23 protein-coding genes and 1 pseudogene are annotated in these 24174 nt (G+C 59.5%); 15 read left to right on the top strand and 9 right to left on the bottom strand.

What is annotated here, in order from left to right:
- Positions 1-191: pseudogene (locus ASE80_RS31350) on the bottom strand (hypothetical protein); the annotation flags it as partial.
- Positions 192-222: 31 nt separating this feature from the next.
- A complete protein-coding gene (gene lysM, locus ASE80_RS06570; protein ID WP_056858201.1) occupies positions 223-663 on the bottom strand; it encodes a peptidoglycan-binding protein LysM in 441 nt (146 codons plus the stop codon).
- Positions 664-897: 234 nt separating this feature from the next.
- On the opposite strand from lysM, the gene fdhD reads away from it, so the two are divergent.
- The 3 genes from fdhD to ASE80_RS06555 all read left to right on the top strand — a co-directional run bounded on the left by fdhD (position 898) and on the right by ASE80_RS06555 (position 4818).
- A complete protein-coding gene (gene fdhD, locus ASE80_RS06565) occupies positions 898-1737 on the top strand; it encodes a formate dehydrogenase accessory sulfurtransferase FdhD (RefSeq protein ID WP_056858200.1) in 840 nt (279 codons plus the stop codon).
- A complete protein-coding gene (locus tag ASE80_RS06560; RefSeq protein WP_056858199.1) occupies positions 1734-4082 on the top strand; it encodes an FdhF/YdeP family oxidoreductase in 2349 nt (782 codons plus the stop codon). The genes fdhD and ASE80_RS06560 overlap by 4 nt, the downstream gene beginning before the upstream one ends.
- A gap of 256 nt (positions 4083-4338) precedes the next feature.
- Positions 4339-4818 carry a YMGG-like glycine zipper-containing protein gene (locus ASE80_RS06555; protein WP_017135379.1) on the top strand — a complete coding sequence of 160 codons (480 nt, stop codon included), beginning with the start codon at positions 4339-4341 and terminating at the stop codon, positions 4816-4818.
- 142 nt (positions 4819-4960) lie between these two features.
- Here the strand turns inward: ASE80_RS06555 and ASE80_RS06550 are convergent, their stop codons facing one another.
- A complete protein-coding gene (locus tag ASE80_RS06550; RefSeq protein ID WP_056858198.1) occupies positions 4961-5392 on the bottom strand; it encodes an acyl-CoA thioesterase in 432 nt (143 codons plus the stop codon).
- Between the two features lie 23 nt (positions 5393-5415).
- On the bottom strand, positions 5416-7353 hold the full coding sequence (locus ASE80_RS06545) for a RecQ family ATP-dependent DNA helicase (RefSeq protein WP_056858197.1): 1938 nt from the start codon (positions 7351-7353) through the stop codon (positions 5416-5418).
- A 162-nt stretch (positions 7354-7515) separates the two neighbouring features.
- Between ASE80_RS06545 and ASE80_RS06540 the strand changes: the two genes are divergently transcribed.
- The 6 genes from ASE80_RS06540 (at position 7516) to ASE80_RS06515 (ending at position 12318) form a co-directional block, all read left to right on the top strand.
- Positions 7516-8553, top strand: a complete 1038-nt coding sequence (locus tag ASE80_RS06540; protein WP_371920512.1) for a S8 family peptidase — start codon at positions 7516-7518, stop codon at positions 8551-8553.
- Between the two features lie 456 nt (positions 8554-9009).
- Positions 9010-9330, top strand: a complete 321-nt coding sequence (locus ASE80_RS06535) for a hypothetical protein (protein ID WP_056858196.1) — start codon at positions 9010-9012, stop codon at positions 9328-9330.
- A gap of 184 nt (positions 9331-9514) precedes the next feature.
- Positions 9515-10036 carry a hypothetical protein gene (locus ASE80_RS06530; RefSeq protein WP_236708810.1) on the top strand — a complete coding sequence of 174 codons (522 nt, stop codon included), beginning with the start codon at positions 9515-9517 and terminating at the stop codon, positions 10034-10036.
- The gene (locus ASE80_RS29905; protein ID WP_225933021.1) at positions 10036-10668 is read left to right on the top strand and encodes a DUF1493 family protein; all 633 of its coding nucleotides are present in this window, start codon (positions 10036-10038) and stop codon (positions 10666-10668) included. Before ASE80_RS06530 ends, ASE80_RS29905 begins: the two co-directional genes overlap by 1 nt.
- A gap of 269 nt (positions 10669-10937) precedes the next feature.
- The gene (locus tag ASE80_RS06520; protein ID WP_056858194.1) at positions 10938-11294 is read left to right on the top strand and encodes a DUF1493 family protein; all 357 of its coding nucleotides are present in this window, start codon (positions 10938-10940) and stop codon (positions 11292-11294) included.
- A 160-nt stretch (positions 11295-11454) separates the two neighbouring features.
- Positions 11455-12318, top strand: coding sequence for a DMT family transporter (locus tag ASE80_RS06515; RefSeq protein ID WP_236708809.1), 864 nt, complete (start codon positions 11455-11457; stop codon positions 12316-12318).
- A gap of 56 nt (positions 12319-12374) precedes the next feature.
- Here the strand turns inward: ASE80_RS06515 and ASE80_RS06510 are convergent, their stop codons facing one another.
- Both ASE80_RS06510 and hslO read right to left on the bottom strand, forming a co-directional pair.
- Complete coding sequence (locus ASE80_RS06510; RefSeq protein WP_056858192.1) at positions 12375-13916, bottom strand: phosphoenolpyruvate carboxykinase; 1542 nt, start codon at positions 13914-13916, stop codon at positions 12375-12377.
- A 179-nt stretch (positions 13917-14095) separates the two neighbouring features.
- Positions 14096-14998, bottom strand: coding sequence for an Hsp33 family molecular chaperone HslO (gene hslO / locus ASE80_RS06505; RefSeq protein WP_017135371.1), 903 nt, complete (start codon positions 14996-14998; stop codon positions 14096-14098).
- A gap of 104 nt (positions 14999-15102) precedes the next feature.
- Between hslO and ASE80_RS06500 the strand changes: the two genes are divergently transcribed.
- On the top strand, positions 15103-15906 hold the full coding sequence (locus ASE80_RS06500; protein WP_056858191.1) for a phosphatase PAP2 family protein: 804 nt from the start codon (positions 15103-15105) through the stop codon (positions 15904-15906).
- Between the two features lie 135 nt (positions 15907-16041).
- On the opposite strand, the gene ASE80_RS06495 is transcribed toward ASE80_RS06500, so the two are convergent.
- Positions 16042-16449 (bottom strand): RNA-binding S4 domain-containing protein, encoded by a 408-nt coding sequence (locus ASE80_RS06495; protein ID WP_017135369.1) that lies wholly within the window; start codon positions 16447-16449, stop codon positions 16042-16044.
- Positions 16450-16564: 115 nt separating this feature from the next.
- Here ASE80_RS06495 and rimA point away from each other — a divergent pair, with 115 nt between their 5' ends.
- Genes rimA through rimK form a run of 3 tightly spaced genes read left to right on the top strand, consistent with a single transcriptional unit; the run spans position 16565 to position 18742 of the window.
- Positions 16565-17344 (top strand): S6 modification regulatory phosphodiesterase RimA, encoded by a 780-nt coding sequence (rimA, locus tag ASE80_RS06490; protein WP_056858190.1) that lies wholly within the window; start codon positions 16565-16567, stop codon positions 17342-17344.
- A 13-nt stretch (positions 17345-17357) separates the two neighbouring features.
- Positions 17358-17840 carry a retropepsin-like aspartic endopeptidase RimB gene (rimB, locus tag ASE80_RS06485; RefSeq protein WP_005783815.1) on the top strand — a complete coding sequence of 161 codons (483 nt, stop codon included), beginning with the start codon at positions 17358-17360 and terminating at the stop codon, positions 17838-17840.
- Positions 17837-18742 carry a 30S ribosomal protein S6--L-glutamate ligase gene (rimK, locus tag ASE80_RS06480; protein WP_003171022.1) on the top strand — a complete coding sequence of 302 codons (906 nt, stop codon included), beginning with the start codon at positions 17837-17839 and terminating at the stop codon, positions 18740-18742. Before rimB ends, rimK begins: the two co-directional genes overlap by 4 nt.
- A gap of 139 nt (positions 18743-18881) precedes the next feature.
- Here rimK and ASE80_RS06475 read toward each other — a convergent pair whose 3' ends face one another.
- Together ASE80_RS06475 and ompR are read right to left on the bottom strand one after the other, a co-directional pair.
- Positions 18882-20195 carry an ATP-binding protein gene (locus tag ASE80_RS06475; protein ID WP_056858189.1) on the bottom strand — a complete coding sequence of 438 codons (1314 nt, stop codon included), beginning with the start codon at positions 20193-20195 and terminating at the stop codon, positions 18882-18884.
- Positions 20196-20312: 117 nt separating this feature from the next.
- On the bottom strand, positions 20313-21053 hold the full coding sequence (gene ompR / locus ASE80_RS06470; protein WP_017135366.1) for an osmolarity response regulator transcription factor OmpR: 741 nt from the start codon (positions 21051-21053) through the stop codon (positions 20313-20315).
- A 357-nt stretch (positions 21054-21410) separates the two neighbouring features.
- Between ompR and ASE80_RS06465 the strand changes: the two genes are divergently transcribed.
- Together ASE80_RS06465 and ASE80_RS06460 are read left to right on the top strand one after the other, a co-directional pair.
- Positions 21411-23738, top strand: a complete 2328-nt coding sequence (locus ASE80_RS06465) for a Tex family protein (protein WP_056858188.1) — start codon at positions 21411-21413, stop codon at positions 23736-23738.
- Positions 23738-24121 (top strand): PaaI family thioesterase, encoded by a 384-nt coding sequence (locus ASE80_RS06460; RefSeq protein WP_017135364.1) that lies wholly within the window; start codon positions 23738-23740, stop codon positions 24119-24121. The genes ASE80_RS06465 and ASE80_RS06460 overlap by 1 nt, the downstream gene beginning before the upstream one ends.
- The last annotated feature ends 53 nt before the right edge of the window (positions 24122-24174 follow it).

The raw sequence follows: 24174 nt of genomic DNA, 5'->3' as shown, positions 1-24174 counted from the left end.
CCTGGAACGCAAGGCGCGAAAGTTGGGGTTGCAGCTGATTGAAGCGGCTTGATTTTTAATAGCAAAAACAATGAGTTATTTTTTGTTTGATAAGAGCTGGCCAATGTGGGAGCTGGCTTGCCTGCGATTGCATCACCGAGGTGTGACTGACACACCGCGCTGCCTGCATCGCGGGCAAGCCCGGCTCCCACACAAAGCTGCTCCCACAGTTAGCTCTGTGTGTTACTCAGGAATACGCAGTACTTGCCCTGGGTAAATTTTGTCCGGATGCGACAACAACGGCTTGTTGGCCTCAAAGATTTTTTGGTATTTGTTGGCATCGCCATATACGCGCTTGGAAATAGCGCTGAGCGTGTCACCTTTTTCAACGGTGACAAAACGGGCGGCTGCCGCGGCCGGGCCAGTCACGGTGATCTGGTCATCAACACTGGCAACGCCGGCAATATTGCCCAGCGCCAGCAGTATTTTTTCTTTCTCTTCCTGGCTGGCGACTTCACCTGTCACGGTCACCTTGTCACCGTCGACGGTGGTTTGCACATTGGGATTACCCAACCCGACCTTGGCCACGTGATCTTTTAACTGCTCGCTCGCGTTGGCATTACCCGGCGTCAACAGATCAATCAACTTCTCGCCTGCTTCCTTAACAAAGCTAAAAATACTCATGGTGCGCTCTCCTTGGGGTTTAAGTTCCAGATGCCCAAGACTAGACCAGTCCTGCAGACTTGGGTTCCAGGCCCGCCAAAGACCCAAACACGCTAGCCTGCGCGCTGCCTGGAATAAGCCCGCTACAGACGCCTTGATCGACGCCATCTATCAATAGATCAGTACAGCCGATTAGACGCGACCCTTTGTCGCGCCTAGTCTAAAGATTGATCATTCCCTCGGTGGTATTGCCCCATGAACGCCAAGCGCCCAGTCTGCGCGGCGCCTGCCCTCGAAACGCCAGCGCCAGCCGCCAGCCAGAGCTACCAGTTTTGCAATCTCGAACACACGGAAATCGCCAGCACTGCGTTGGCCGAAGAAGTGGCGTTGGCGATTGCCTATAACGACATCAGCCAGGCGGTGATGCTGGTGACGCCCACCGACCTGGAAGACTTCATCGTCGGCTTCAGCATCGGCAGCGGCATTATCGCCGACGTTAGCGACATTTATGATCTAAAACTCAGCGGCGCTGGCTCTGCCCAGTACGCTCAGGTGCAGATTTCCAGCCGGGCCTTCTGGAACCTCAAGCAGCAACGCCGCCAGTTGGCCGGCACCAGCGGTTGCGGCCTGTGCGGCGTAGAAGCTGTGGAGCAAGCCTTGCCAGACCTGCAAGTGCTGCCCGGCGCGCCGTTGCCGCCTGCCGCATGGCTCGACGGCCTGCGCCAACGCATCAGCGCCTTTCAGCCTTTGGGCCAGCACAGCGGTGCGGTGCACGCGGCGATCTTTATGAACAACCAGGGCGAGTTGCTGATGGGCCGCGAAGACATCGGCCGGCATAACGCCCTGGATAAATTGATCGGCGCGCTGATCCGCCAAAAAATTCCGACCGACGGTGGCCTGGCTATCGTCACCAGCCGCTGCAGCCTCGAATTGATCCAGAAAGTCTTGCGCGCGGGCATCCAGACCCTGGTCAGCCTGTCGTCGCCCACCGGCCTGGCCCTGCAATGGGCGCGCCGGCACAACCTCAATCTCATCCACCTGCCGCAGAAAAGTGCGCCGCGGGTTTACAGCCCCGCGATGGAGAACCAGCCATGAGCATGCATCACCAAGCCGACCAAACCCCGACCCCGCGCTACAAGCCTTACAAAGGCCCGGCCGGCGGCTGGGGCGCACTGATCAGCGTGGCGCAGGCCTGGCTGACCAGCGACAACGCCATGAAAAACCTGCGCATGATGCTCAAGACCAACCAGAACGGCGGTTTCGACTGCCCTGGCTGCGCCTGGGGCGACTCGCCGGAAAGCGGCATGGTCAAGTTCTGCGAGAACGGCGCCAAGGCGGTCAACTGGGAAGCCACCAAGCGCCGCGTGGACGCCGCCTTCTTCGCCAAGCACAGCGTGACGGCGCTGCTGGAGCAGAGTGACTACTGGCTGGAATACCAGGGCCGCCTGACCGAGCCGATGCGCTATGACGCCGAGACCGATCGCTATAAAGCCATCAGCTGGGAAGCCGCCTTTGACTTGATCGGCAAGCACCTCAATGCCCTGCCAAGCCCGGACATGGCCGAGTTCTACACCTCGGGCCGGGCCAGCAACGAAGCGGCGTACCTGTACCAGCTGTTTGTGCGCGCCTATGGCACCAACAATTTCCCCGACTGCTCGAACATGTGCCACGAAGCCAGTGGCGTCGCCCTGGCGCAAAGCGTGGGCGTCGGCAAAGGCACCGTGACCTTTGATGATTTCGAACATGCCGATGCGATTTTCGTCTGGGGCCAGAACCCCGGCACTAACCATCCGCGCATGCTTGAACCGCTGCGCGAAGCGGTAAAACGTGGCGCGCAGGTGGTGTGCATCAACCCGCTCAAAGAGCGTGGCCTGGAACGCTTCCAGCACCCGCAACACCCGCTGGAAATGCTCACCAACGGTGACAAACCGACCAACACCGCGTACTTCCGCCCGGCGCTGGGTGGCGACATGGCCATCCTGCGCGGCATGGCCAAGTTCCTGCTGCTGTGGGAGCGCCAGGCCCAGGCCGAAGGCAAGGAAGCGGTGTTCGATCACGACTTCCTCAATGAACACAGCGTCAATGTGCTGGAGTATCTGGGCCAGATCGACGACACCTCGTGGGATGAAATCGTCGCGCAGTCCGGCCTCAGCCTGGTCGAGATCGAGCAAGCGGCGCGCATGTACGCCAAAGGCAAAAACGTGATCATGTGCTGGGCGATGGGCATCACCCAGCATCGCCATTCGGTGCCGACCATCCAGGAAATCGCCAACCTGATGCTGCTGCGCGGCAACATCGGCCGCCCAGGCGCCGGCCTGTGCCCAGTGCGCGGCCACAGTAACGTGCAGGGCGACCGCACCATGGGCATCAACGAACGCCCGCCGGTGGCGTTTTTGGACTCGCTGGAGCGCCGCTTCCAGTTCCAGGTGCCGCGTACCAACGGCCACAACGTGGTCGAAGCGATTCACGCCATGCTCGAAGGCCGTTCCAAGGTGTTTATCGGCCTGGGCGGCAACTTCGCCCAAGCCACGCCAGACAGCCCGCGCACCTTTGAAGCCCTGCGCAGCTGCGACCTGACCGTGCAGATCAGCACCAAGCTCAACCGCAGCCACCTGATGCACGGCAAAGACGCGCTGATCCTGCCGTGCCTGGGCCGTACCGACATCGACATCCAGGCCGAAGGCCCGCAAGCGGTGACAGTGGAAGACTCGTTCAGCATGGTGCACGGCTCCAATGGCCAACTGCAGCCGCTGTCGAAGCTGATGAAGTCCGAGCCAGCGATTCTGGCCGGGATTGCCGCCGCCACGCTGGGCAGCAAGCCGGTGGACTGGAACTGGCTGGTGGCTGACTACGGGCGCATCCGCGACCTGATTGCCGACACCATCCCAGGCTTCAAGGATTTCAACGAGCGTATCAAGCACCCAGGCGGTTTCTACCTGGGCAACTCCGCTGGCGCGCGCCGCTGGAACACGCCGTCGGGCCGCGCCAATTTCCGCCCGAACGTGCTGCCCAAAGACCTGATCCACGAACGCACCCACGCCACTGGCCGTGTGCCGGACCTGATCATGCAGTCGATGCGCTCTCACGATCAGTACAACACCACCATTTACGGCCTGGACGACCGCTACCGTGGGGTCAAGGGCCAGCGTGACGTGCTGTTCGTCAACGAAGCCGACATCATCCGCCTGGGCTTCAAGCCGGGGCAGAAGGCTGACATCGTGTCGCTGTGGGAAGATGGCCGCGAACGCCGAGTAAAGGGCTTCACCTTGCTGGCGTTTGATATTCCGGCGGGCCAGGCGGCGGCTTACTACCCGGAAGTGAACCCGCTGGTGCCGCTGGAAAGCACCGGGGATGGCAGCCATACGCCGACGTCGAAGTTCGTCGCGATTTGCCTGGAAGCGGCGAGCGACAGTGGCTTGATCATGGCCCGCTCAGCCTAAGTCGATCGTTCCCACGCTCTGCGTGGGAACGCCGCCCTGGACGCTCTGCGTCCCCTTTCAACAGGCACAAAAAAAGCCGCTTTTGCATAAAAGCGGCCCTTCCGAAGTAGCTAAAGACTCACAAAACAGACTTAAGTTCCTCATACAAAACAGCAACTTAGCAAATTGTATACAACCTGTACCGCCGGTCGGTTTTCGATTGTCAGCGCCTCGATACAACCTCAGGATCGCGCCGTCATCCTCTTGAGGTCTCTCTATGAAGTTCTCCTCGATTCTCTTGTTGTCCCTTGGCCTGGTCAGTGGCGCAGCCATGGCCGGTGGCACCACCGAAGCCGGTGTGGGCGGCGCATTGGGCGGGGTTCTAGGTTCGGTTGTCGGCCAGCAGTTGGGCGGCAACACAGGTTCCACCATCGGCGCAGCCCTGGGTGGCGCAGGCGGCAGTGCGGTGGGTGCCGATAGACGCAGCCGTGGCGAAGCCGCCATTGGTGGCGCACTGGGCGCAGCCGGCGGCAACGTCGTGGGCCGCAGCATGGGCGGCAGCACCGGTGCACTGGTCGGCTCAGCAGCCGGCGGTGGTGCAGGCGGCGCGCTGGGCAACTACATGGGCAACAAGAGCGATGACGACGACCGCCGCTACCGCGGGCGTGACAACCGTCGTTACGACCGAGATGACCACCGTGGACGCGGGCATGCCTACGGGCATCGCAAGAACAAGCATCACTACCGTCATCGGTAAGGCCTAAAGAACACTGAATAACCAGAGTGGGAGCGGGCTTGCCCGCGATAGCGGTGGGTCAGGATTAGATTTGCGTCCTGACCCACCGCTATCGCAGGCAAGCCAGCTCCCACATTTGATTTTCATTGCATGAAAAATGGTCTCATACCACCAACCGCTCCAACGCCTCGCGCAACTTCCCCGCAATCGCCACCGGCTGGTTCGACGCCCTGTTCACAAACACATGCACAAAGCGCCCGGCCGCACAGGCTTCATCCTCGCCGGCCTTGAACACCGCCAATTCATATTGCACAGAGCTGTTACCCAGTTTGCCCACCCGCAAGCCAATATCCAGCCGATCCGGAAACGCGATCGAGGCGAAATAATCGCACGCCGAACTCACTACAAACCCCACCACTTCACCGTCATGAATATCCAGCTCACCTTCTTCAATCAGGTAGGTATTCACCGCCGTGTCGAAAAAGCTGTAGTAGGTGACGTTGTTCACATGGCCATACACGTCATTGTCGTGCCAACGCGTGATGATCGGCTGGAAGTGAGGGTAGTCAGCGCGTTGCGGCATTGAGTCAGGCATGGGCGGCTCTCTGGAAAGTGGGTTTACAGGTCGTTCAGATGGGCTTGCACCCACTCACGCACCTCGGCGTACGGGTAATCCTCCAGCGCAGCAAAACCCGGTATGCCCCGCGCCTTCAGCTTGGTAAACAGCGGCACGCTGATACCGCCGAGAAACCGCGTCAGCCGCTCCGCTTCTGGCAGGTTCATGGTGTGCTCATGATGCCTGTGGATAAAATCACCGCACAGCCCCATGAAGTTTTTATCCACAAGTGGCGGCAGGCTCGGCGGCGGCGGCAAATGCGCGACGTGGCCGTGGCATACCGAACAATGTCCGCAGCGTTGAGGGGCATTTTCATCGCCAAAGTACTTGGCCAGGCGCTGCCCCAGGCACTGCTCGGTCGCAAAAAGATCGAGCATGGCGTGGATACGCGCCACTTCCGTCACTTCATGGTGCTTGAAGCCTGTGTATAACTCGGCGCTCAGCGCCTGTGGATCAAAGTCGGTATCGAGCAGGCTGTAGACCTCGGTCATCTGCTTGCTTTCCAGCTCGATCAGGCCCTGTTCCTGGAAGTAGTCCAGCGCCTTCACCACGCGGCTGCGCTCGGCATTGTGCTGTTGGTACAGCGCATCGAAATCCACCGTCGCCCAGGTTTTGGCGCGTTTACATACCTGGATGATCGCCGCGACAAACTGCTGCCGCTCGCCGGAAAACCGCGCCAGCAACGCCTCGGGCTCAATCAGGTATTTGAAGCGGTATTCGGCGTAAAACGCATAGCGCGGCGCGATCACACCCTTGAGTTCCAACTGCACCAACAGCGTCTTGAGCGGCAGCTCGCGGATGTTGCTGTGGTCCGACAGCGACCTCAGCAGGAACTCCCACTGGTCCTCGCTTCGCGCCGCCTGCAACTCCTCCAGTACACGGCGAATGCCCTCCTGCTCCGGTGTGTCGCCATACACAAAATTTTCCAGCACATTGAGGCTGTCACGGTTGGCCAGCACCAGGCAGTCGGACGGCTGCCCGTCACGCCCGGCGCGGCCGATTTCCTGGCTGTAGTTCTCGATGGATTTGGGCAGGTCGAAGTGCACCACGTTGCGGATGTCACTCTTATCGATGCCCATGCCGAACGCGATGGTGGCAACGATGCAGTTGGAGCGCCCGCCCATGAAGCGCTGTTGGATACCCTCGCGTTTATCGTGGGGCAACCCCGCGTGGTAAGCCTCGGCCTGGATGCCATTGCGGTTCAGGTGCTCGGCAATCTGCTCGGCGGTTTTTTGCAACGTGACGTAAACGATGCTTGGCTGATTGGCCCGCGCGCTCATCCACTCGACCAGGCGCCGACGCTTGTCGTGGCCACTCACCGGCTCTACCAGCAAGTTGAGATTGGGCCGGTAGAAGCCCGTGGTGATCACGTCATCCGGCGCAATGGCGAACTTGGCCTGCATGTCGGCAATCACCTTGGGCGTGGCTGTAGCGGTCAGCAGCAGCGCTTGTGGGATATTGAACTGGCGCTGGTAGTCCGGCAGCTTCAAATAGTCCGGACGGAAGTTGTGGCCCCATTCGGAGATACAGTGCGCCTCATCCACCACCAACAAGGAAATCTGCACGCTTTGCAGGAAGTTACGGAAGCGCTCGTTCTTCAAGCGCTCCACGGAAATCATCAAAATCTTCAACTCACCCGAACGTGCACGGGCCATCACTTCATTGGCGTCTTCACGGCTCTGCGCCGAATCGATACTGCCAGCAGAAATGCCATGGCGCTGCAGGAAACCCAACTGGTCCTGCATCAGCGCCAACAGCGGCGACACCACCAGCGTCAGGTGCGGCAACAGCACCGCCGACAGCTGATAACACAAAGACTTGCCGGAACCGGTGGGAAAAATAGCTGCAGCCGAACGACCGGCCAGCACCGCGCTGATCGCGGCTTCCTGGCCCAAACGAAACTGTGGATAACCAAAGACCTGTTGGAGGGTGTTGTGCATAAGCTGTCACTCCGTTGACCGCTGAACGAGTCAAAAACATAGACCAGCGATCAGTAAAAGGTCGGGGATAAACGCTACAAACTGATACAGAGAAAACCAGCAAGCCCGCGCAAAAACGCAGACAGTAGCACGCTTGATTAAACCCCCGACAAGGAGTCGTGAATGTCTCGCATGCCATCGTTTTCTTTGCTTCTCGCATTGCCCTTGCTGCTGATGGGCTGTGCAGCGCCGCCAAAACCCACTTCCGAGCAATTGGCCGTGCGCGCCTTTGAAACGCCTGAATACTTCGCCGCAAATGCATTGCCCATCGTCAAGGCATCCACCCTCTATGCGCGTGGCGGCACTGGCCAAGGCGTGAAAGTGGCGCTGATAGACTCAGGCCTCAACAGTGAATTACCTGAGTTCCAAGGGCGCTTGGCCGACATCGGTTACGACTTTGTTCGCCAACAGCCTGGCACTGTCGACATCAAGGGCCACGGCACGCAAATGGCCGGTATTCTCGCCGCCAACAAGAACGCTCAAGGCATGCACGGGATCGCCTTCAACGCCCAGTTAATCCCCATGCGCTTCGGCGACGATAAGGAGCCGTTTTATTTCGACAGCGAAATTGCCCAGGGCTGGCGCCTGGCACATGCCCAAGGCGCACGCTTTTTCAGTAACTCCTGGGCAAACCCCATTGAAGCCAACACCAATGAAGTGCCGATCTATGAACGCCTGATGGGCGACTCACTGGAGGCGGCCAAACACCTGGTGGCTGAAGGCGCGGTCTTTGTGTTCTCAACCGGCAACGAGGTCAAACGCGAGCCGCTTGCCGAACCCGGCCTGCCTGCCTTGGTGCCGGAACTGGAAAAAGGCTGGATCGCCGTCATGGCCCTCAAAAATGATGGTAGCGCGATCAACCTCAAGTCCAACTACTGCGGGCTTGCTGCGCGCTGGTGTATTGCCGTACCGGGCGGCGATGGCGGAGCGGGCCTGCTGACGACACAGAAAGATGGCAGCTATGGGCCGACAGCAGGCACTTCCCCGGCCGCCGCACTGGTCAGCGGCGCCCTGGCGGCATTGCAGAGCCGCTTTCCCGAAATGACCCCGCAGCAGGTTCGCGAACGCTTGCTCAGCACCGCCAATCGGACGGGGATCTATGCCAACAGCGAAGCCTACGGACGCGGGTTGATGGACCTGGATGCGGCTTCGCGTCTGTAGGCTTGGCGATGGCCGTCCCACCTGATCGTTCCTCACGCTCTGCGTGGGAATGCCGCCTGGGACGCTCCGCGTCCCGCCATCCGCGCACGGCTTTACCCTTCGGCAGTGGTGACGCAGAGCGTCACGGAAGGCATTCCCACGCAGGAGCGTGGGAACGATCTGAGCCCCTACTTAAACCATCTGTTTATTGCTCGAAATAACGCCCACTTCTAAGGTTTGGCCCATCGCTGCCAAGTCAGCGATCGGGTTTGGTCACTCGAAAACAGCGCACATAAGTGCCACTACATGCTTTGCGAACGTCTATCGTCTCGTAAAGCACTGTTATGGCGGCTGTGTGTGGGACGTCTTCGGACGTGCCGGATTGCTGTTTCCGGCTGGCCAACCTGCGCACAGTCCGCCACCCACCGTTTGGCCACGGTGATGTCGGTTACCTAACAGCAAACCGAGTACCTTCAAATGCAAATACCTGAAACGATGGATCGCTATCGTCAGCTACGCACCAACTTCACCGACACCCACCCTCTCGTCATCGACACCGAAGCCGCCGCCGAAGATATCCAGTGCGCCGCACACCAGCGCATCCGCGCTGCCACTGACTTGCTGGAAACCTTCACCTGCCTGACCTACGAACACGCCGACCTCAAAGGCATTTCCCACGTCATCAATGCCCTATATCTGCTGGTGCAGGATGGCTGTGATCTGCTGGAAGCAGCGCAGCACGTCCAACTGCAACCGGCAGTCGACACGCAGCCCCAACCAAGCCAACCACTGAGCTAAACCTGTGGGAGTCGGGCAAGCCCGGCTCCCACATTGGCTGGGTGTTGCCAAAAAAATCACTGTCAAATCGCAAATGCCGGAAAGCTTTGTGGGAAGCAGACAAACCCCGTGTAGTCCTCTTCCCAAACTGCTTAAAACAGCTATCTCACCCTCTACATAACCTCCCTTCATATGACCGAAACTGGTGACCTCTCAACTGTCCCGGCAAAAACCCGTGAATATCGAAAGGACTCAATACATCGGCCATTACGGCGTCACCTTCATGGTGATTCGCCTTACCGTTTTACCCACCCACAAGCACGTTTTGACAAACCTCTGCTTGCTGGAAGCTGGTACTTCGGCAAACGAAGTGCGCTATCGACTGGTGGATCTCTACGAAAAGATGTTCGCCCGAGATTTGCCTTGCAAGATGACAGTCGCGATCTCCAAGCCACTGACCCGACAACAAGCTGAACTGCTTAACGAACGCGGGACCATCGTCACCTTGCTACTGGCTGGGGCCTTCAGCGTTCCCCTTCACCCGCTTTCGAAACCTGTAGCACGCGTTGTCGGCGTCACAGTGGGTCTATTCACCAAAAACATCATTCGCAGTTATCACGCAGGTGATGTGATCGTCGGAAGTGAAGCTCAGGTAGACGGAGGAATAGGTCCTCAGCGCTCAATGTCTGCAATGGTCATTCAATTTCAGGGAGGAGGGAGACGTTGATGGAATACGTCCAATGGATCATTTTTATCGTGGTGAGCGTTGTCCTGGACAACAAAATGAGGTCCAAAAACCTTAGAAAATATGTCGGTTTATTACTGTTCGCTGTGGGCCTGATCTGCGCAATATGGCTCCCTTACTGGGCACAGGAAGTCCGACTCCCAAGCCTGCCTATAGGTGCGTTGCTATTAGGCTCGGGCCTATATCTGGATCGGCACCGTTATAGCCGAATCAGGTCCTCTCACCCATTGCTCGTCGCCCCCACACTTAACCTGGCAGCCGACTTTCCCGACGACCCCGTCATGCGTCACCTCCTGCAGCTCGTGAATGAAGACGTGGGCCTGCCCAAACATCAAGCTCTCAGCCTCAGCACTTCAATAAATCATGATCTCGGATGCAGCAGCTCTGAGGCTAGAAAATTGATGGCCGCACTGAAGCAAGATTTCGGCATGACGTTCGGAGACTACAGGAGCAATCGCTATTTCAAGCGTCGAGGCTTTGACATGTATTTGAGACATGTGGACAGAGGCAGCAAAGGCAAAATCCCGCTCACCATCGACATGCTCTACCAGGCCGTCAAAGCCAAACGCTGGAACACACGGGCACTCGAAGCAAGGAGATTTCAAGAGTCATGAATATCGTCCTGCAACTAGCCTGTTTCTTTGGTTTTTACCTTTTACTGCATTACCAGATCACTGACTCTATTCTGAGAAAACGCCTTGCAATCACGTGCCTCGTAACCGGCCTGGCATTGACGTTCTTATTACCCTACATGGCAGTAATCCTTAGAATGCCCTTGCTCCCTATCTTCGTATTCTTGATAGGCTTGGCACTCTTCATCACCCGAAACAAATTCCGCCGCCAACGCAACCCTCCCCCTCACCCACTTCTGCGTGCCCCCACCATGAACCTGGCCCCCAACTTCCCCGAAGACCCCGTGATGCAGCAACTCCTGCAATTGCTGCACGAAGAAATCGGCCTGCCAAAGCACAAGACCCTTCGCCTGGAAACTTCGCTCAATTTCGACCTGAGCTGCGATGGCAGCGAGGCCAAGCAGTTGATGGACGCGCTGGAACAAGAGTTTGCCCTCGACCTGGGCGACTACGATGCTTATCGTTACTTCAAACCGCCGGTGTTCGATGTGTTCCTCAAGCGCCGCGCCAAAGGGCGCGGCGACAAGGTGCCATTGACCATCGGCATGCTCTATCTGGCGATCAAGACCCACAGCTGGGATACGCAAACCCTGGAAAACCTGAGCTGATCCCAAGACCACCGAGGATCAAATGTGGGAGCGGGCTTGCTCGCGAAAGCGGCGTGTCAGGTAGAGTATTTCTCACTGATCTACCGCATTCGCGAGCAAGCCCGCTCCCACAGGGGTTATGCGTTAGTCTGGCGATTTGACCCAATAACAAGGACCTTACATGGACGTAATAATGGGCCTGCTGGCCGCCCTCCTCTGGGGCGGCACGGACTTTCTCGTGGGCCTCAACGCCCGAGCCGTGGGCGTTAAACGCGCGGTGTATTTCGGCCAAGCCCTTGGCTTTTTGATCATGACGCTGTTGCTGGTGATCTTCCCGGTTTTCCTGTTCAAATCCCTGAATGCCCCGTTGAGCGTCTGGCTCCTGGGCATCACCGCCGCCCTGCTCACCGTCTCCGGCGCGCTGGCGCTGTCCAAGGCCTTCGCACTCGGCAAAGCTGCCATCGTTGCGCCTTTGGTGACCTCTTACGGCGTAGTCACCACCCTGCTGTCCTGGGCCAGCGGCGAACACATCAACTTGATCCAACTCGGTTGCATCGGCCTCTGCGTAATCGGCGTGATCCTGTCCAGCATCCACAAGGACAACGGCACGCCCCACAACAACCCGCGCCAGTCCATCGCCTACGCCATGCTCGCCGCCTTGCTGTACGGCACCAGCTTCTGGTTGCAAGGCCGCTACACGCTGCCGGCGTTGGGGCCGATCACCATGTTGTGGCTGGGTTACCTGGTGGGCCTGTGCGTGCTGGTGGTAATGGTGCTGAAAATCCAGGACGGCCTGAAGATTCCACCACTGAAAAACTGCGCGACCTTGACCGGCGCGAGCTTGATGAACCTGGGCGGGTTCTCGGCATTTTCGTGGGGCGCGATGGCCGGCTCGGTTTCGGTTGTGACGGTGATCAGTACGTTGTCGGGTGGGATTGCGGCGATTCTGGGGTTTGTATTTTTCAAGGAGCGGTTGTCGGCAGTGCAGGTCGTGGGCGTCGCACTGGTGCTGATCGGCGCCGTGGTTTTGCATATCGCCGTCTAACCTTTCGCCCACAAAAAAGCCGCCCCGGAGGGCGGCTTTTTCACAACAACCGAACCTTACAACTTAGGCCCGGCCGCCTTGATCGCATCGCTCACTTCAAACTTCTTGAAGTTCTCGATGAACAGACCCGCCAGCGCTTTCGCCGCTTCGTCGTAGGCAGCCTTGTCAGCCCAGGTGTTACGTGGGTTCAACAAGCCGGTATCAACGCCCGGTACGGCCAAAGGCACGTCGAGGTTGATGGTGTCGAGGTGCTCGGTTTCTGCACCGATCAACGCGCCGCTCTGGATCGCTGCGATCACGCCGCGAGTGGTCGGGATGTTGAAGCGCTTGCCGACGCCGTAGCCGCCGCCGGTCCAGCCGGTGTTGACCAGGTAGACCTTGGAGCCGAAGCCGCGCACGCGCTTGATCAGCAGTTCTGCGTATTCACCGGCTGGGCGTGGGAAGAACGGCGCGCCGAAGCAGGTGGAGAAGGTCGACTTGATGCCGCTGCCCGAACCCATTTCGGTCGAGCCCACCAGAGCGGTGTAGCCGGACAGGAAGTGGTAGGCCGCTTGCTCTTCGCTGAGGATCGACACGGGCGGCAGTACGCCGGTCAGGTCGCAGGTCAGGAAGATCACAGCGTTTGGCTCGCCACCCAGGTTCTTCTCGGAACGCTTGGCAACGTGCTCCAGCGGGTAGGCGGCGCGGCTGTTCTGGGTGAGGCTGACGTTGGTGTAGTCGGCGTGCTTGGCCTCGTCGATCACCACGTTTTCGAGCACGGTGCCGTGCTTGATGGCTTTCCAGATTACCGGCTCGTTCTTCTCGGAGAGGTCGATGCACTTGGCATAGCAACCGCCTTCGATGTTGAACACCACGCCTTCGCCCCAGCCGTGTTCGTCGTCACCGATCAGGTAACGGCTTTCGTCGGCCGACAGGGTGGTTTTACCGGTGCCCGACAGACCGAAGAACAGGGTCACATCGCCGGCTTCGCCGATGTTGGCGGCACAGTGCATTGGCAGCACGTCGGCGGCCGGCAGCAGGAAGTTTTGCACCGAGAACATGGCTTTTTTCATTTCACCGGCGTAACGCATACCGGCGATCAGCACTTTTTTCTGGGCGAAATTGAGGATCACGCAACCGTCGGAGTTGGTGCCGTCACGCTCTGGCACGCATTCGAAGTTGGCGACGTTCAGCACTTGCCACTCATCACGGCCGGCCGGGTTGTACTGGGCCGGGTTGATGAACAGGCAACGACCGAACAGGTTCTGCCAGGCAGTCTGGGTGGTCATTTTCACGGCCAGGTAGTGGTCTTCTGCAGCCCCTACGTGAACATGGGAAACGAAATGCTCTTGCGCGTTGTTGAATGCCTCGACGCGAGCCCACAGGGCATCGAACTTGTCGGCCGGGAACTTGCGGTTGATCGGGCCCCAGGCGATTGCGTCCTGGGTGGAAGGCTCTTCAACGATGAAACGGTCAACCGGCGAACGACCGGTGCGATGACCGGTTTCTACGACCAGCGCGCCAGTATCGGCAAGCACGCCTTCACCGCGCTGCAGGGCTTCTTTGACCAGATCGTCAACACTCAGATCGGTGTATACGGCGTTATTGGCTTGCGTCATGAGGTTCCCCGTCGGCCTATGGCCGAGTGCTCCAAACGTTTTGTAGTAGAAAGTTGCGCACTACTACCGCGAAAAAAGTGGGCCGGATTATGCCAGAAAAGCCCAAAAAGAGTAGGGCCCTCCCGTCAGAACTGCGCTAATCCGGCGTTTGTCAGGTGATTTACCTGTGCTTAAACGTTTTAGTGGCGGGTGTCGGAGGGGGTGTCGATGCCTGCGCCGGCGAATAATTGGGCGACATCGGCCGCATCGAACAGGTAGCGCTGGTTGCAAAACTGGCAGTCGATCTCGATATTGCCGCCATGTTCCACCACCAATTGCTGCGCATCTTCCAGGCCCAGGCTAACCAAGGCGTTGGCGGAGCGCTCACGCGAGCAGCTGCAACGGAAGCGCAGGCCCTGGGCGTCGAACAGGCGCACGGCCTCCTCGTGGTAGAGGCGATGCAGGATGGTTTCGTTGTCCAGGCCCAGCAACTCTTCAGCCGTCAGGGTACCGGCCAGGGCGGTCAGTTTGCGCCAACTGTCGGTGCGTTCATCGTCGTCCTTGATGCGGTCGGCCGGCAGTTGCTGCAGCAGCAGGCCACGGGCGCGTTTGCCGTCCGCGTTGAGCCAGAATTTGGTGCCGACCTGCTGGGACATTACGAAATAATTGGTGAAGCAGTCCGAGAGGGTTTCGCCGTCGAGGTCGACGATGCCCTGGTAACGCTGGCCTTCGGTGGGGTCGACAGTGATCGCGAGCACGCCGTTCGCCATCAGGTCAGACAAGGTTGCATCCGGCGCGATCTGGTCGGCCTCGTAACGGGCCAGGCCACGGATTTCGCGCTCGCTGGAGCACTCGATCATCAACATCGGCACCGGGCCTTCGGAACGGGCCTGCAAAATCAGCAAACCGTCGAACTTCATGGTGCCTACCAGCAGCGAGGCCGCCGCCATCAGCTCACCGAGCAGTTGCGCGACCGGCTCCGGATAGGGGTGCTTGGCGAGGACTTCGGCATAGCTGCGCTCCAGCGAGACCAGTTCGCCGCGGGCGTCGTTCTCGTCGAAGATAAAGCGTTGGGTGAAGTCGGTATCCGGTAGATCAGTCATAGGTCTGGGTATCTGAATTGATGACAAATTGGTTACAAGGTTTATAGAATTAAACGCTTTGGCACCTTTTTGGTGCGTTTTTACAGAGCGAAGAGGGACAGTTTATGAACAATCCGGGTTTGTTCCAAGCCAGGTGGAACCTCGGGAGGTTGGCCTTGTGCAATCTAGTCGCTATCGGGCTGCTGTGTTTTTGGCTGTGGCCCACGGGACAGATGCTGTGTGTGGTTTTCGACGAATGGCTGTTTCATCTGCTCAATGACCCACTGGCAAGCCATTCGACGTGGTTGCATGTGTGGGCAGTGGCCAGTTTGCGACCGTTCGATGCCGTGGTCGGGGTGATTTTGCTGACGCTGCTGATTCGCGGTGACTGGGTGTTCCAGGCCATCCAGGTGCGCCAGGCGTTCTTTGGTTTCATCAGCATTCTGCTGCTGTTGCTGTTTATCCGCATGCTGTTTTCCAAGCTCACGGCACAAATGGGCTGGCAGCACAGCAGCCCGTCGATGGTGATCAGCGGCGCGATTCATATGAGTGATTATTTCCCGGGACTGGAGAAAACCTGGGAACTGAAGGATCGTTCCAGCCAGAGTTTCCCGGGTGATCATGCGTCGGTGCTGCTGATCTGGGGCATGTTCATGACGGTGTTTGCCCAGCGATTCACCCAGGTGGCAGTGATCTGGGGCTTGGCGCTGTTGTTCATGATGCCAAGGCTGGTGGCGGGCGCGCATTGGGGCCAGGACGATTACATCGGCGGGGTGTTGCTGGCGTTGTTGGCGTTGGGTTGGGGGTATTACACGCCGTATGCGGCGAAGGTGTCCGGGTTGCTGATGCGGGTGACGGCGCCGGTTTTCGGGTTGCTCGGGAAGCTGCCAGTCATCGGGCGCTTAAGTGTCATGCGCATAGCCGCGTAACACCGTAGTCCTAATGTGGGAGCTGGCTTGCCTGCGATAGCGGTGGGTCAGTGACTGAGAGGGTGGCTGACCCACCGCTATCGCAGGCAAGCCAGCTCCCACATTTGATCTCTTTTTTCCGGGGGAAATCTGCAATCAATCATCATTGCCACTGCCGCGAAACTTGAACAAATCACGCCGCTGCTTCTTGCTCGGCTTGCCGTCGGTGGTCATGCCGGTAGCCCCGGCCTTACGCATAGCCGCCGCGTTTTCGCGCTTGGCGATACTGGCTTCGGTTTCGGCATATAACGCCTGCGCCTCAGGCGCGCCACGACGCACGACGGACAGCGCCTGCACCACCACAGTCTTTTCGTCAAAACCGGTGCGGATCTGCAACTCGTCCCCGACGCGCGGTTCCTTGCCCGGCTTGCAGCGCTCGCCGCGATGGTGCACCTTGCCGCTCTCGATGGCCGCCTTGGCCAGGGCACGGGTTTTGTAAAAGCGCGCCGCCCACAGCCACTTGTCCAAACGGACCTTTTCTTCCTCTTCCTGCTTTTGAGCCACTTGAATTCCTCGCTCTGAAAAATGTCGCAACTTTACCGTTGAACCTCTTCAACGCATAAATCCCAAGCCTCACCTAAGATACGCCAGACACCCCCTGTTTTCGCGAGGATACGCTGTGACCGACTTTCCCACCTCACTCACCTCGCCCAACCAGCGTTGCGTAGGTTGCCAGCAAAGCGAAGCCTTGGGTTTCGATTTTTCCTTCGCCTACCAGCCTATCGTAGACCTTCGCGACCGGTCGATTTTTGCCCACGAAGCATTGGTGCGCGGCACTCACGGTGAAGGGGCATTGTCGGTGCTGGACCAGGTCAACGACAGCAACCGTTATCGCTTTGACCAACGCTGCCGTACTCAGGCGATTGCGGGGGCCGCCGCCCTGGGAATGCAAAGCTATCTTTCGATCAACTTCATGCCCAATGCCGTGTACCGGCCGGAGTTGTGCATTCGCAGCACGCTGGAGGCGGCCCGCGCGCATAATTTCCCGCTGGATCGGTTGATTTTCGAAACGCTGGAAAACGAGCATGTAGATAACTATCGCCATTTGACCAATATTCTGCGTGAATACCGCGAATTCGGCTTCAAGACCGCCATCGATGACTTCGGCGCCGGCTATTCGGGGCTGAACCTGCTGGCCGATTTTCAACCTGACTTGATCAAACTCGACATGGCGCTGATTCGCGATGTCGACCAGGATCGTGTCCGGCAGGTAATTGTCCAGGGGATTGTCACAATCTGTGAGCAGTTGGGGATTACTGTCATTGCTGAAGGTATCGAAAGTGCCGGCGAGCGTGACTTCCTGTCCAACTGCGGAATATTTCTGATGCAGGGCTACTGGTTCGCCAAGCCTGCATTTAAAGCCTTGGCCGAGGTTTCACCCCAGGCCTGGGCGAACTGACCGGTTACCCATATTGAAGACATTTGACCATTTGACCGTTGTGGGTCTGCGCGAGTGGGTGGCCCTTCCCGACCTGGGAGTGGCCGGCCTGCGCGCGAAGATCGACACCGGTGCCAGCACCTCGAGCCTGCACGCCACCGATATCGAGCCCTTTGAGCGCGACGGTGAGAAGTGGGTGCGCTTTACCGCGCACCTGGGCAGCGTGGTGCAACTGCGTCATCGTCGCTGCGAAGCGCCGCTGGTGACGATGAAAACCATCAAGAGCTCCAACGGCCACGCACAGGTGCGGTATGTAATCAGCACCACCCTGGCACTGGGTGACCGAGTATGGCGGGTGGAATTCACCCTGGCCTGCCGCAAGGCCATGCGTTACCGCCTGTTGCTGGGTTCCAAGGCGCTGATTGACGGCCAGTTGGTGGTCAACCCCGGCGTCAAGTACGTTCAAGACAAGCCGGTGTTCCCGGTCTCTACTATTTCTGCCCCAGGTGCTGCATGAAGATTGCTGTGCTGTCGCGAAACCCGCGTCTGTATTCCACCCGCCGCCTGGTCGAGGCCGGCACTGAACGTGGCCATGAAATGGTGGTGATCGACACGTTGCGTGCCTATATGAACATTGCCAGCCACAAGCCGCAGATCCACTACCGAGGCAAGCCGCTGGAAGGCTTTGATGCGGTGATCCCGCGGATCGGCGCTTCGGTGACCTTCTACGGCTGCGCGGTGTTGCGCCAGTTTGAAATGATGGGCGTGTTCCCGCTCAACGAATCGGTGGCCATTGCCCGCTCGCGGGACAAGCTGCGCTCCCTGCAACTGCTGTCACGCCGGGGAATCGGCCTGCCGGTGACCGGCTTTGCCCACTCCCCCGACGATATCCCCGACCTGATCGAGATGGTCAACGGCGCACCACTGGTGATCAAGGTACTCGAAGGCACCCAGGGTATCGGCGTTGTACTGTGTGAGACGGCAACTGCCGCCGAGTCGGTGATCGAGGCGTTCATGGGCCTCAAGCAGAACATCATGGTGCAGGAATACATCAAGGAAGCCGGCGGTGCGGATATCCGCTGTTTCGTGGTTGGCGACAAGGTGATTGCCGCCATGAAACGCCAGGCCAAGCCGGGGGAGTTCCGCTCCAACCTGCACCGTGGCGGCAGTGCCAGCCTGATCAAGATCACCCCGGAAGAACGCATGACTGCACTGCGCGCCGCCAAAGTGATGGGCCTGGCAGTCGCGGGCGTGGATATCCTGCGCTCCAACCATGGCCCGCTGGTAATGGAGGTGAATTCATCACCGGGGCTTGAAGGGATCGAGACCACCACCGGCAAGGATGTGGCGGGGATCATCATTCAGCATCTGGAGAAGAATGGTGGGCCGAATATGACTCGGACCAAGGGCAAGGGTTGATACAACCCGGCCTTCCACCCACCGAAAAAACCTGTGGGAGCTGGCTTACCTGCGATAGCGGTGGGTCAGCAACCCATTTGTTAACTGATACACCGTTATCGCAGGCAAGCCAGCTCCCACATTGGGTTGCTGTTGTTTTTTAGACCGCGTCTCTAGGCAACATTAAGCCCAGCGGCAAGCGCACCCGCGCTTCCAGCCCGCCTTCTTCGCGGTTGCGCAGCTCAACATTGCCGCCATGCATCGAAGCAATTCGCCGCACAATCGCCAGCCCCAGCCCCGTGCCCTTGCCGCCCCGCGCACGGTCGCCACGGGTGAACGGGTTGAAAATACCTTCCAGCTCCGCCGGGTCGATGCCCGTGCCACGGTCCATCACACTCAACACCACATAGGGCGCAGTGCTGTCGCCGGACACATAGGCGGCCACTTCCACATCGGAACCCGCGTGATGCAAGGCGTTGCCGATCAGGTTGTTCAACAGGCGCTTCATCGACACCCGACGCAATGCAAACGGCTGGATCGGCTCCAGGCGCATACGCACCTGTTCACCATTCTGGTTGTAGGGCGCCACCACCTCACGCACCAGGTCCGTGAGATCGACCTCTTCCACCACCTCATCACGGCCATCACGGATAAACGCCAGGAACTGGTCGAGAATCGCGTCCATGTCCTCAATGTCGCGCACCATGTCGTCGGTCAGGTCGTTATGGTTGCCCATCAACTCCAGAGACAGCCGCAAACGCGTCAGCGGCGTGCGCAAATCATGGGATACGCCCGCCAGCATCAGCTCGCGTTCGCGCCCGGCCTGTTCGACATCCTCCGCCATCTGGTTGAAGGCACCGTACACCTCGGTCATCTCACTGGGCGTATCGCTGATCGGCAGGCGCACACTGCGCCCCTGCCCCAGTTGGCGCGCGGCAAAGACCAGACGTTTAAGTGGCTGGTTAAGCTGACGCACGAAAATCCACGCGGACGCCGTCGAAAGCAAGCCGATGGCCAGGAACCAGCCCAGCACGTTCCAGATCTTCTGCCCCCGCAGCGGGTGCGGGTATAACGGCACTTTCAGCCAGTCCTGCCCCAGGCTCGGCGCACGCACCCACAAGGCGGGCGACACATGCATACGCAGCCGCACTTCGGTGTCTTCACCCAGCTCAGCCTGCATCTGCCGTTGGTAGATCTCGCTGTAGGGCCAATGCTGCTCGCCCTCCGGCACGCCTGCGCCCGCCACACGAACCAGGGTGGCGGCCTTGGCGATTTTCTCGCGGTTCTCGGGGTCGGCCGCCCAATAGGCGCGCAACGTCAACGCCACGCCGTGGCTGTACTGCCGGTCTACCAGCACGTCTTCGTTCATCAACAGGTAAACCAGCGTCAGTGCCTTGGAAAACAGCACGACGATCAGCACCAGCCAAAGGGTGCGAGAGAAGAAACTTTGCGGGAACCACAACGGGGTTTTCATAGGAGACAGCTAAACACCTTGCAGGAACGAGCGGCGCTCGCAGAATTGCAGACGCCGGGCATCCCGTCGACCCTCAAGGAGTCAAACGCCGGGATGCCCGCGCCTGCAAGTCATCGGTCACTTGGTAGCAGTGCCATCCGGCACAAACACATAACCCACGCCCCACACCGTCTGGATGTACCGCGGCTTGGCCGGGTCCGGCTCGATCATCCGGCGCAACCGGGAGATCTGCACGTCGATGGAGCGCTCCAGGGCGTCCCATTCGCGGCCACGGGCCAGGTTCATCAGCTTGTCGCGGGTCAGCGGCTGGCGAGCGTTCATCACCAATGCCTTGAGCACGGCGAACTCGCCGGTGGTCAGCATGTGCACTTCTTCGCCACGCTTAAGCTCGCGTGTCGCCAGTGACAGCTCGTATTCACCAAAGGTGACGCTCTCGTCTTCGCTGCCTGGCGCGCCCGGTACCGGCGGTGCCTGGCGACGCAATACGGCTTTGACCCGGGCCATCAACTCGTCAGGGTTGAACGGCTTGGCCAGGTAGTCATCAGCGCCCAGTTCCAGGCCCTTGATGCGGCTCAGCTCATCGCCCTTGGCGGTCAGCATGATGATGGGGATCTGGTTGTTCGCACCGCGCAAGCGTTTGCAGGCGGTAAGGCCGTCTTCGCCGGGCAGCATCAGGTCGAGTACGACCAGGTTGAACACTTCACGCCCCAACAGGCGGTCCATCTGCTCGGTGTTCGGCACCGCGCGGGCACGGTAGCCCTTGGAGTTGAAAAAACGTTCCAGCAGGCTGCTCAGCCCCGGATCGTCGTCAACGATGAGAATTTTTTCGCCTTCAGCAGTTTGTGCAGTGCTGCTCATTAGATGCTCCTCTTATCTCGGCGCGCATTATGGCGTAGCTGCCGTTATACGCACCGTGTGCATTGTTAGCAGATTTTTCCTCCACCGCCAGCGAACCCACGTCCTACAACCACCGGCGCAGTACCCCCCAAGGGCAGAACGCTGGTTATAATGCGGCGCCTTCATGCAGGGCACTGTCAGACTTTACTGTTTGCAGCCTCAGCCGTTTTTTCAGCGCGGGGCAGCAATTTCCCGATTTCGAGGGTCAATAGGCAGCCTTTTGACCCAGGCAGCGGCGCCGCTGGCGCCGCTCAACCAGCCTCGCAACGCCTTGTTTTCCGGGCCTGCGAGCTGCTTTCAAGCATTTCAGGTGGTTTTATGGACAGCATCAACAGCCGCATTGCCGAGGAACTCGGTGTACGCCCACAACAGGTCGAAGCGGCCGTCGCGCTACTGGATGAAGGCTCCACGGTGCCTTTCATCGCCCGTTACCGTAAAGAAGTGACCGGCAGCCTCGACGACACCCAATTGCGTCACCTGGAAGAGCGCCTGCGCTACCTGCGAGAACTCGACGAACGGCGCATCAGCATCCTCGCCAGCATCGAGGAACAGGGCAAGTTGACCCCGCAGCTGGAACGCGACATCAAGCTCGCCGACACCAAGACCCGCCTCGAAGACCTTTACCTGCCGTACAAACAGAAACGCCGCACCAAGGGCCAGATCGCCCTGGAAGCCGGTTTGGGCGAGTTGGCCGACGGCCTGTTCAACGACCCGTCGCTGGCCCCGGAAACCGAAGCCGCACGCTTTATCGATGCCGAAAAAGGCGTCGCCGACGTCAAGGCCGCCCTCGAAGGTGCCAAGTACATCCTCATGGAGCGTTTCGCTGAAAACGCCGGCCTGCTGGAAAAACTGCGCACCTACCTCAAGCAGGAAGCCATTCTCAGCGCTCGCGTTATCGCCGGCAAAGAGGAAGAAGGCGCCAAGTTCCGCGATTATTTCGAACACGACGAACCGCTCAAGAGCATGCCGTCGCACCGCGCACTCGCGATTTTCCGGGGTCGCAACGAAGGCATTCTCAGCTCCGCGCTCAAAGTCGGCGACGAGTTGCCGGGCACCATGCACCCGTGCGAAGGCATGATCGGTCAACAATTCGGCATCCAGAACCAGAACCGTCCTGCGGACAAGTGGCTCGGTGAAGTCGTGCGCTGGACCTGGAAGGTCAAGCTCTACACCCACCTGGAAACCGACCTGCTCGGCGAGCTGCGCGACGGCGCCGAAACCGAGGCGATCAACGTGTTCGCCCACAACTTGCACGACCTGCTGCTGGCCGCACCGGCCGGCCCGCGTGCCACCTTGGGCCTCGACCCGGGCTTGCGTACCGGCTGCAAGGTTGCGGTGGTCGACTCCACCGGCAAGCTGCTGGACCACGCCACCGTGTACCCGCACGTGCCGCACAACAAGTGGGACCAGACCCTCGCCATCCTGGCCGCCCTGTGCGCCAAGCACGCCGTGGACCTGATCGCCATCGGCAACGGCACCGCCAGCCGTGAAACCGACAAGCTGGCCGCCGAACTGATCAAAAAATACCCCGCCATGAAGATGACCAAGGTCATGGTTTCCGAGGCCGGCGCTTCGGTGTATTCGGCGTCGGAACTGGCTTCCAAAGAGTTCCCGGACCTCGACGTGTCGATCCGTGGCGCTGTCTCCATTGCTCGCCGCCTGCAAGACCCGCTGGCAGAGCTGGTGAAGATCGACCCTAAATCCATCGGTGTCGGCCAGTACCAGCACGACGTCTCGCAGCTGAAACTGGCACGCGGCCTGGATGCGGTGGTGGAAGACTGCGTGAACAAGGTGGGCGTCGATGTAAACACCGCCTCGGTCGCGCTGCTGGCGCGTATCTCCGGCCTGAACACCACCCTGGCGCAAAACATCGTTACTCACCGCGACGAGAACGGCGCGTTCAAAACCCGCGCCGCGCTGAAGAAAGTCGCACGCCTGGGCGAAAAAACCTTTGAACAGGCCGCCGGCTTCCTGCGCGTCATGAACGGCGATAACCCGCTGGACTCGTCTGCGGTCCACCCGGAAGCCTACCCGCTGGTACAGCGTATTGCCGCCGAGACCGACCGTGATATCCGTTCGCTGATCGGTGACGCCGCGTTCCTCAAGCGCCTGGACCCGAAAAAGTACACCGACGAAACCTTCGGCGTGCCGACCATCACCGACATCCTGCAAGAGCTGGAAAAACCTGGCCGCGACCCGCGTCCCGAGTTCAAGACTGCCGAGTTCCAGGACGGTGTTGAAGACCTCAAGGACCTGCAGCCGGGCATGATCCTCGAAGGCGTGGTCACCAACGTGACCAACTTCGGCGCCTTTGTGGACATCGGCGTGCATCAGGACGGTTTGGTGCACATCTCTGCGCTTTCGGAGAAGTTCATCAAGGACCCGCGCGAAGCGGTCAAAGCCGGTGACGTGGTCAAGGTCAAGGTCATGGAAGTCGATATCCCGCGTAAACGCGTGGGCCTGTCGATGCGCATGAGCGACACCCCCGGCGAGAAAATCGACGGCGCCCGTGGTGCGCGCCCAGGCTCCGCACCGCGCCAGTCTCAGGGCAATGCGCCGCGTAAAGAGCCTACCGCGACGGCCGCGCCGAGCAACAACGCCATGGCGTCGTTGTTCGCCAACGCCAAACAGTTGAAGAAACGCTGATGGAAATCCCGGCCGGTTTGACCCAGAGCGCGTTCAGCGAGCTGATCGGCTGCCGCCTGCAACGCCTGGACGAGGGCGTTGCCGAGGTGGCCCTGACCCTGGAGCCGCAGCTGCGCAACCGCGCGGGCAAGCTCCATGGCGGGGCGATTTTCAGCCTGGTCGACATCACCATGGGGCTGGCCTGTTCCAGCGCCCATGGTTTTGACCAGCAGAGCGCGACCATCGAGTGCAAGATCAACTATATCCGCGCCGTCGAAGACGGTGATGTGCTGTGCACCAGCCGGGTGATTCACGCCGGCAGACGCACATTGGTGGTGGAGGCCGATGTGTATCAAGGCGAAAGACTTGTCGCAAAAGCACAAGGCACCTTCGCTGTCCTCTAGCTCCCCGCCCTCGATTTGAGTTAATTTCGGCGCTGCGACAACAGCGTCGGAAT

Source organism: Pseudomonas sp. Leaf15, assembly GCF_001421425.1.
GTDB lineage: Bacteria > Pseudomonadota > Gammaproteobacteria > Pseudomonadales > Pseudomonadaceae > Aquipseudomonas > Aquipseudomonas salomonii.
Note: the sequence above shows the minus strand (reverse complement) of the source record. Positions and strands in the feature narration are given on the sequence as shown.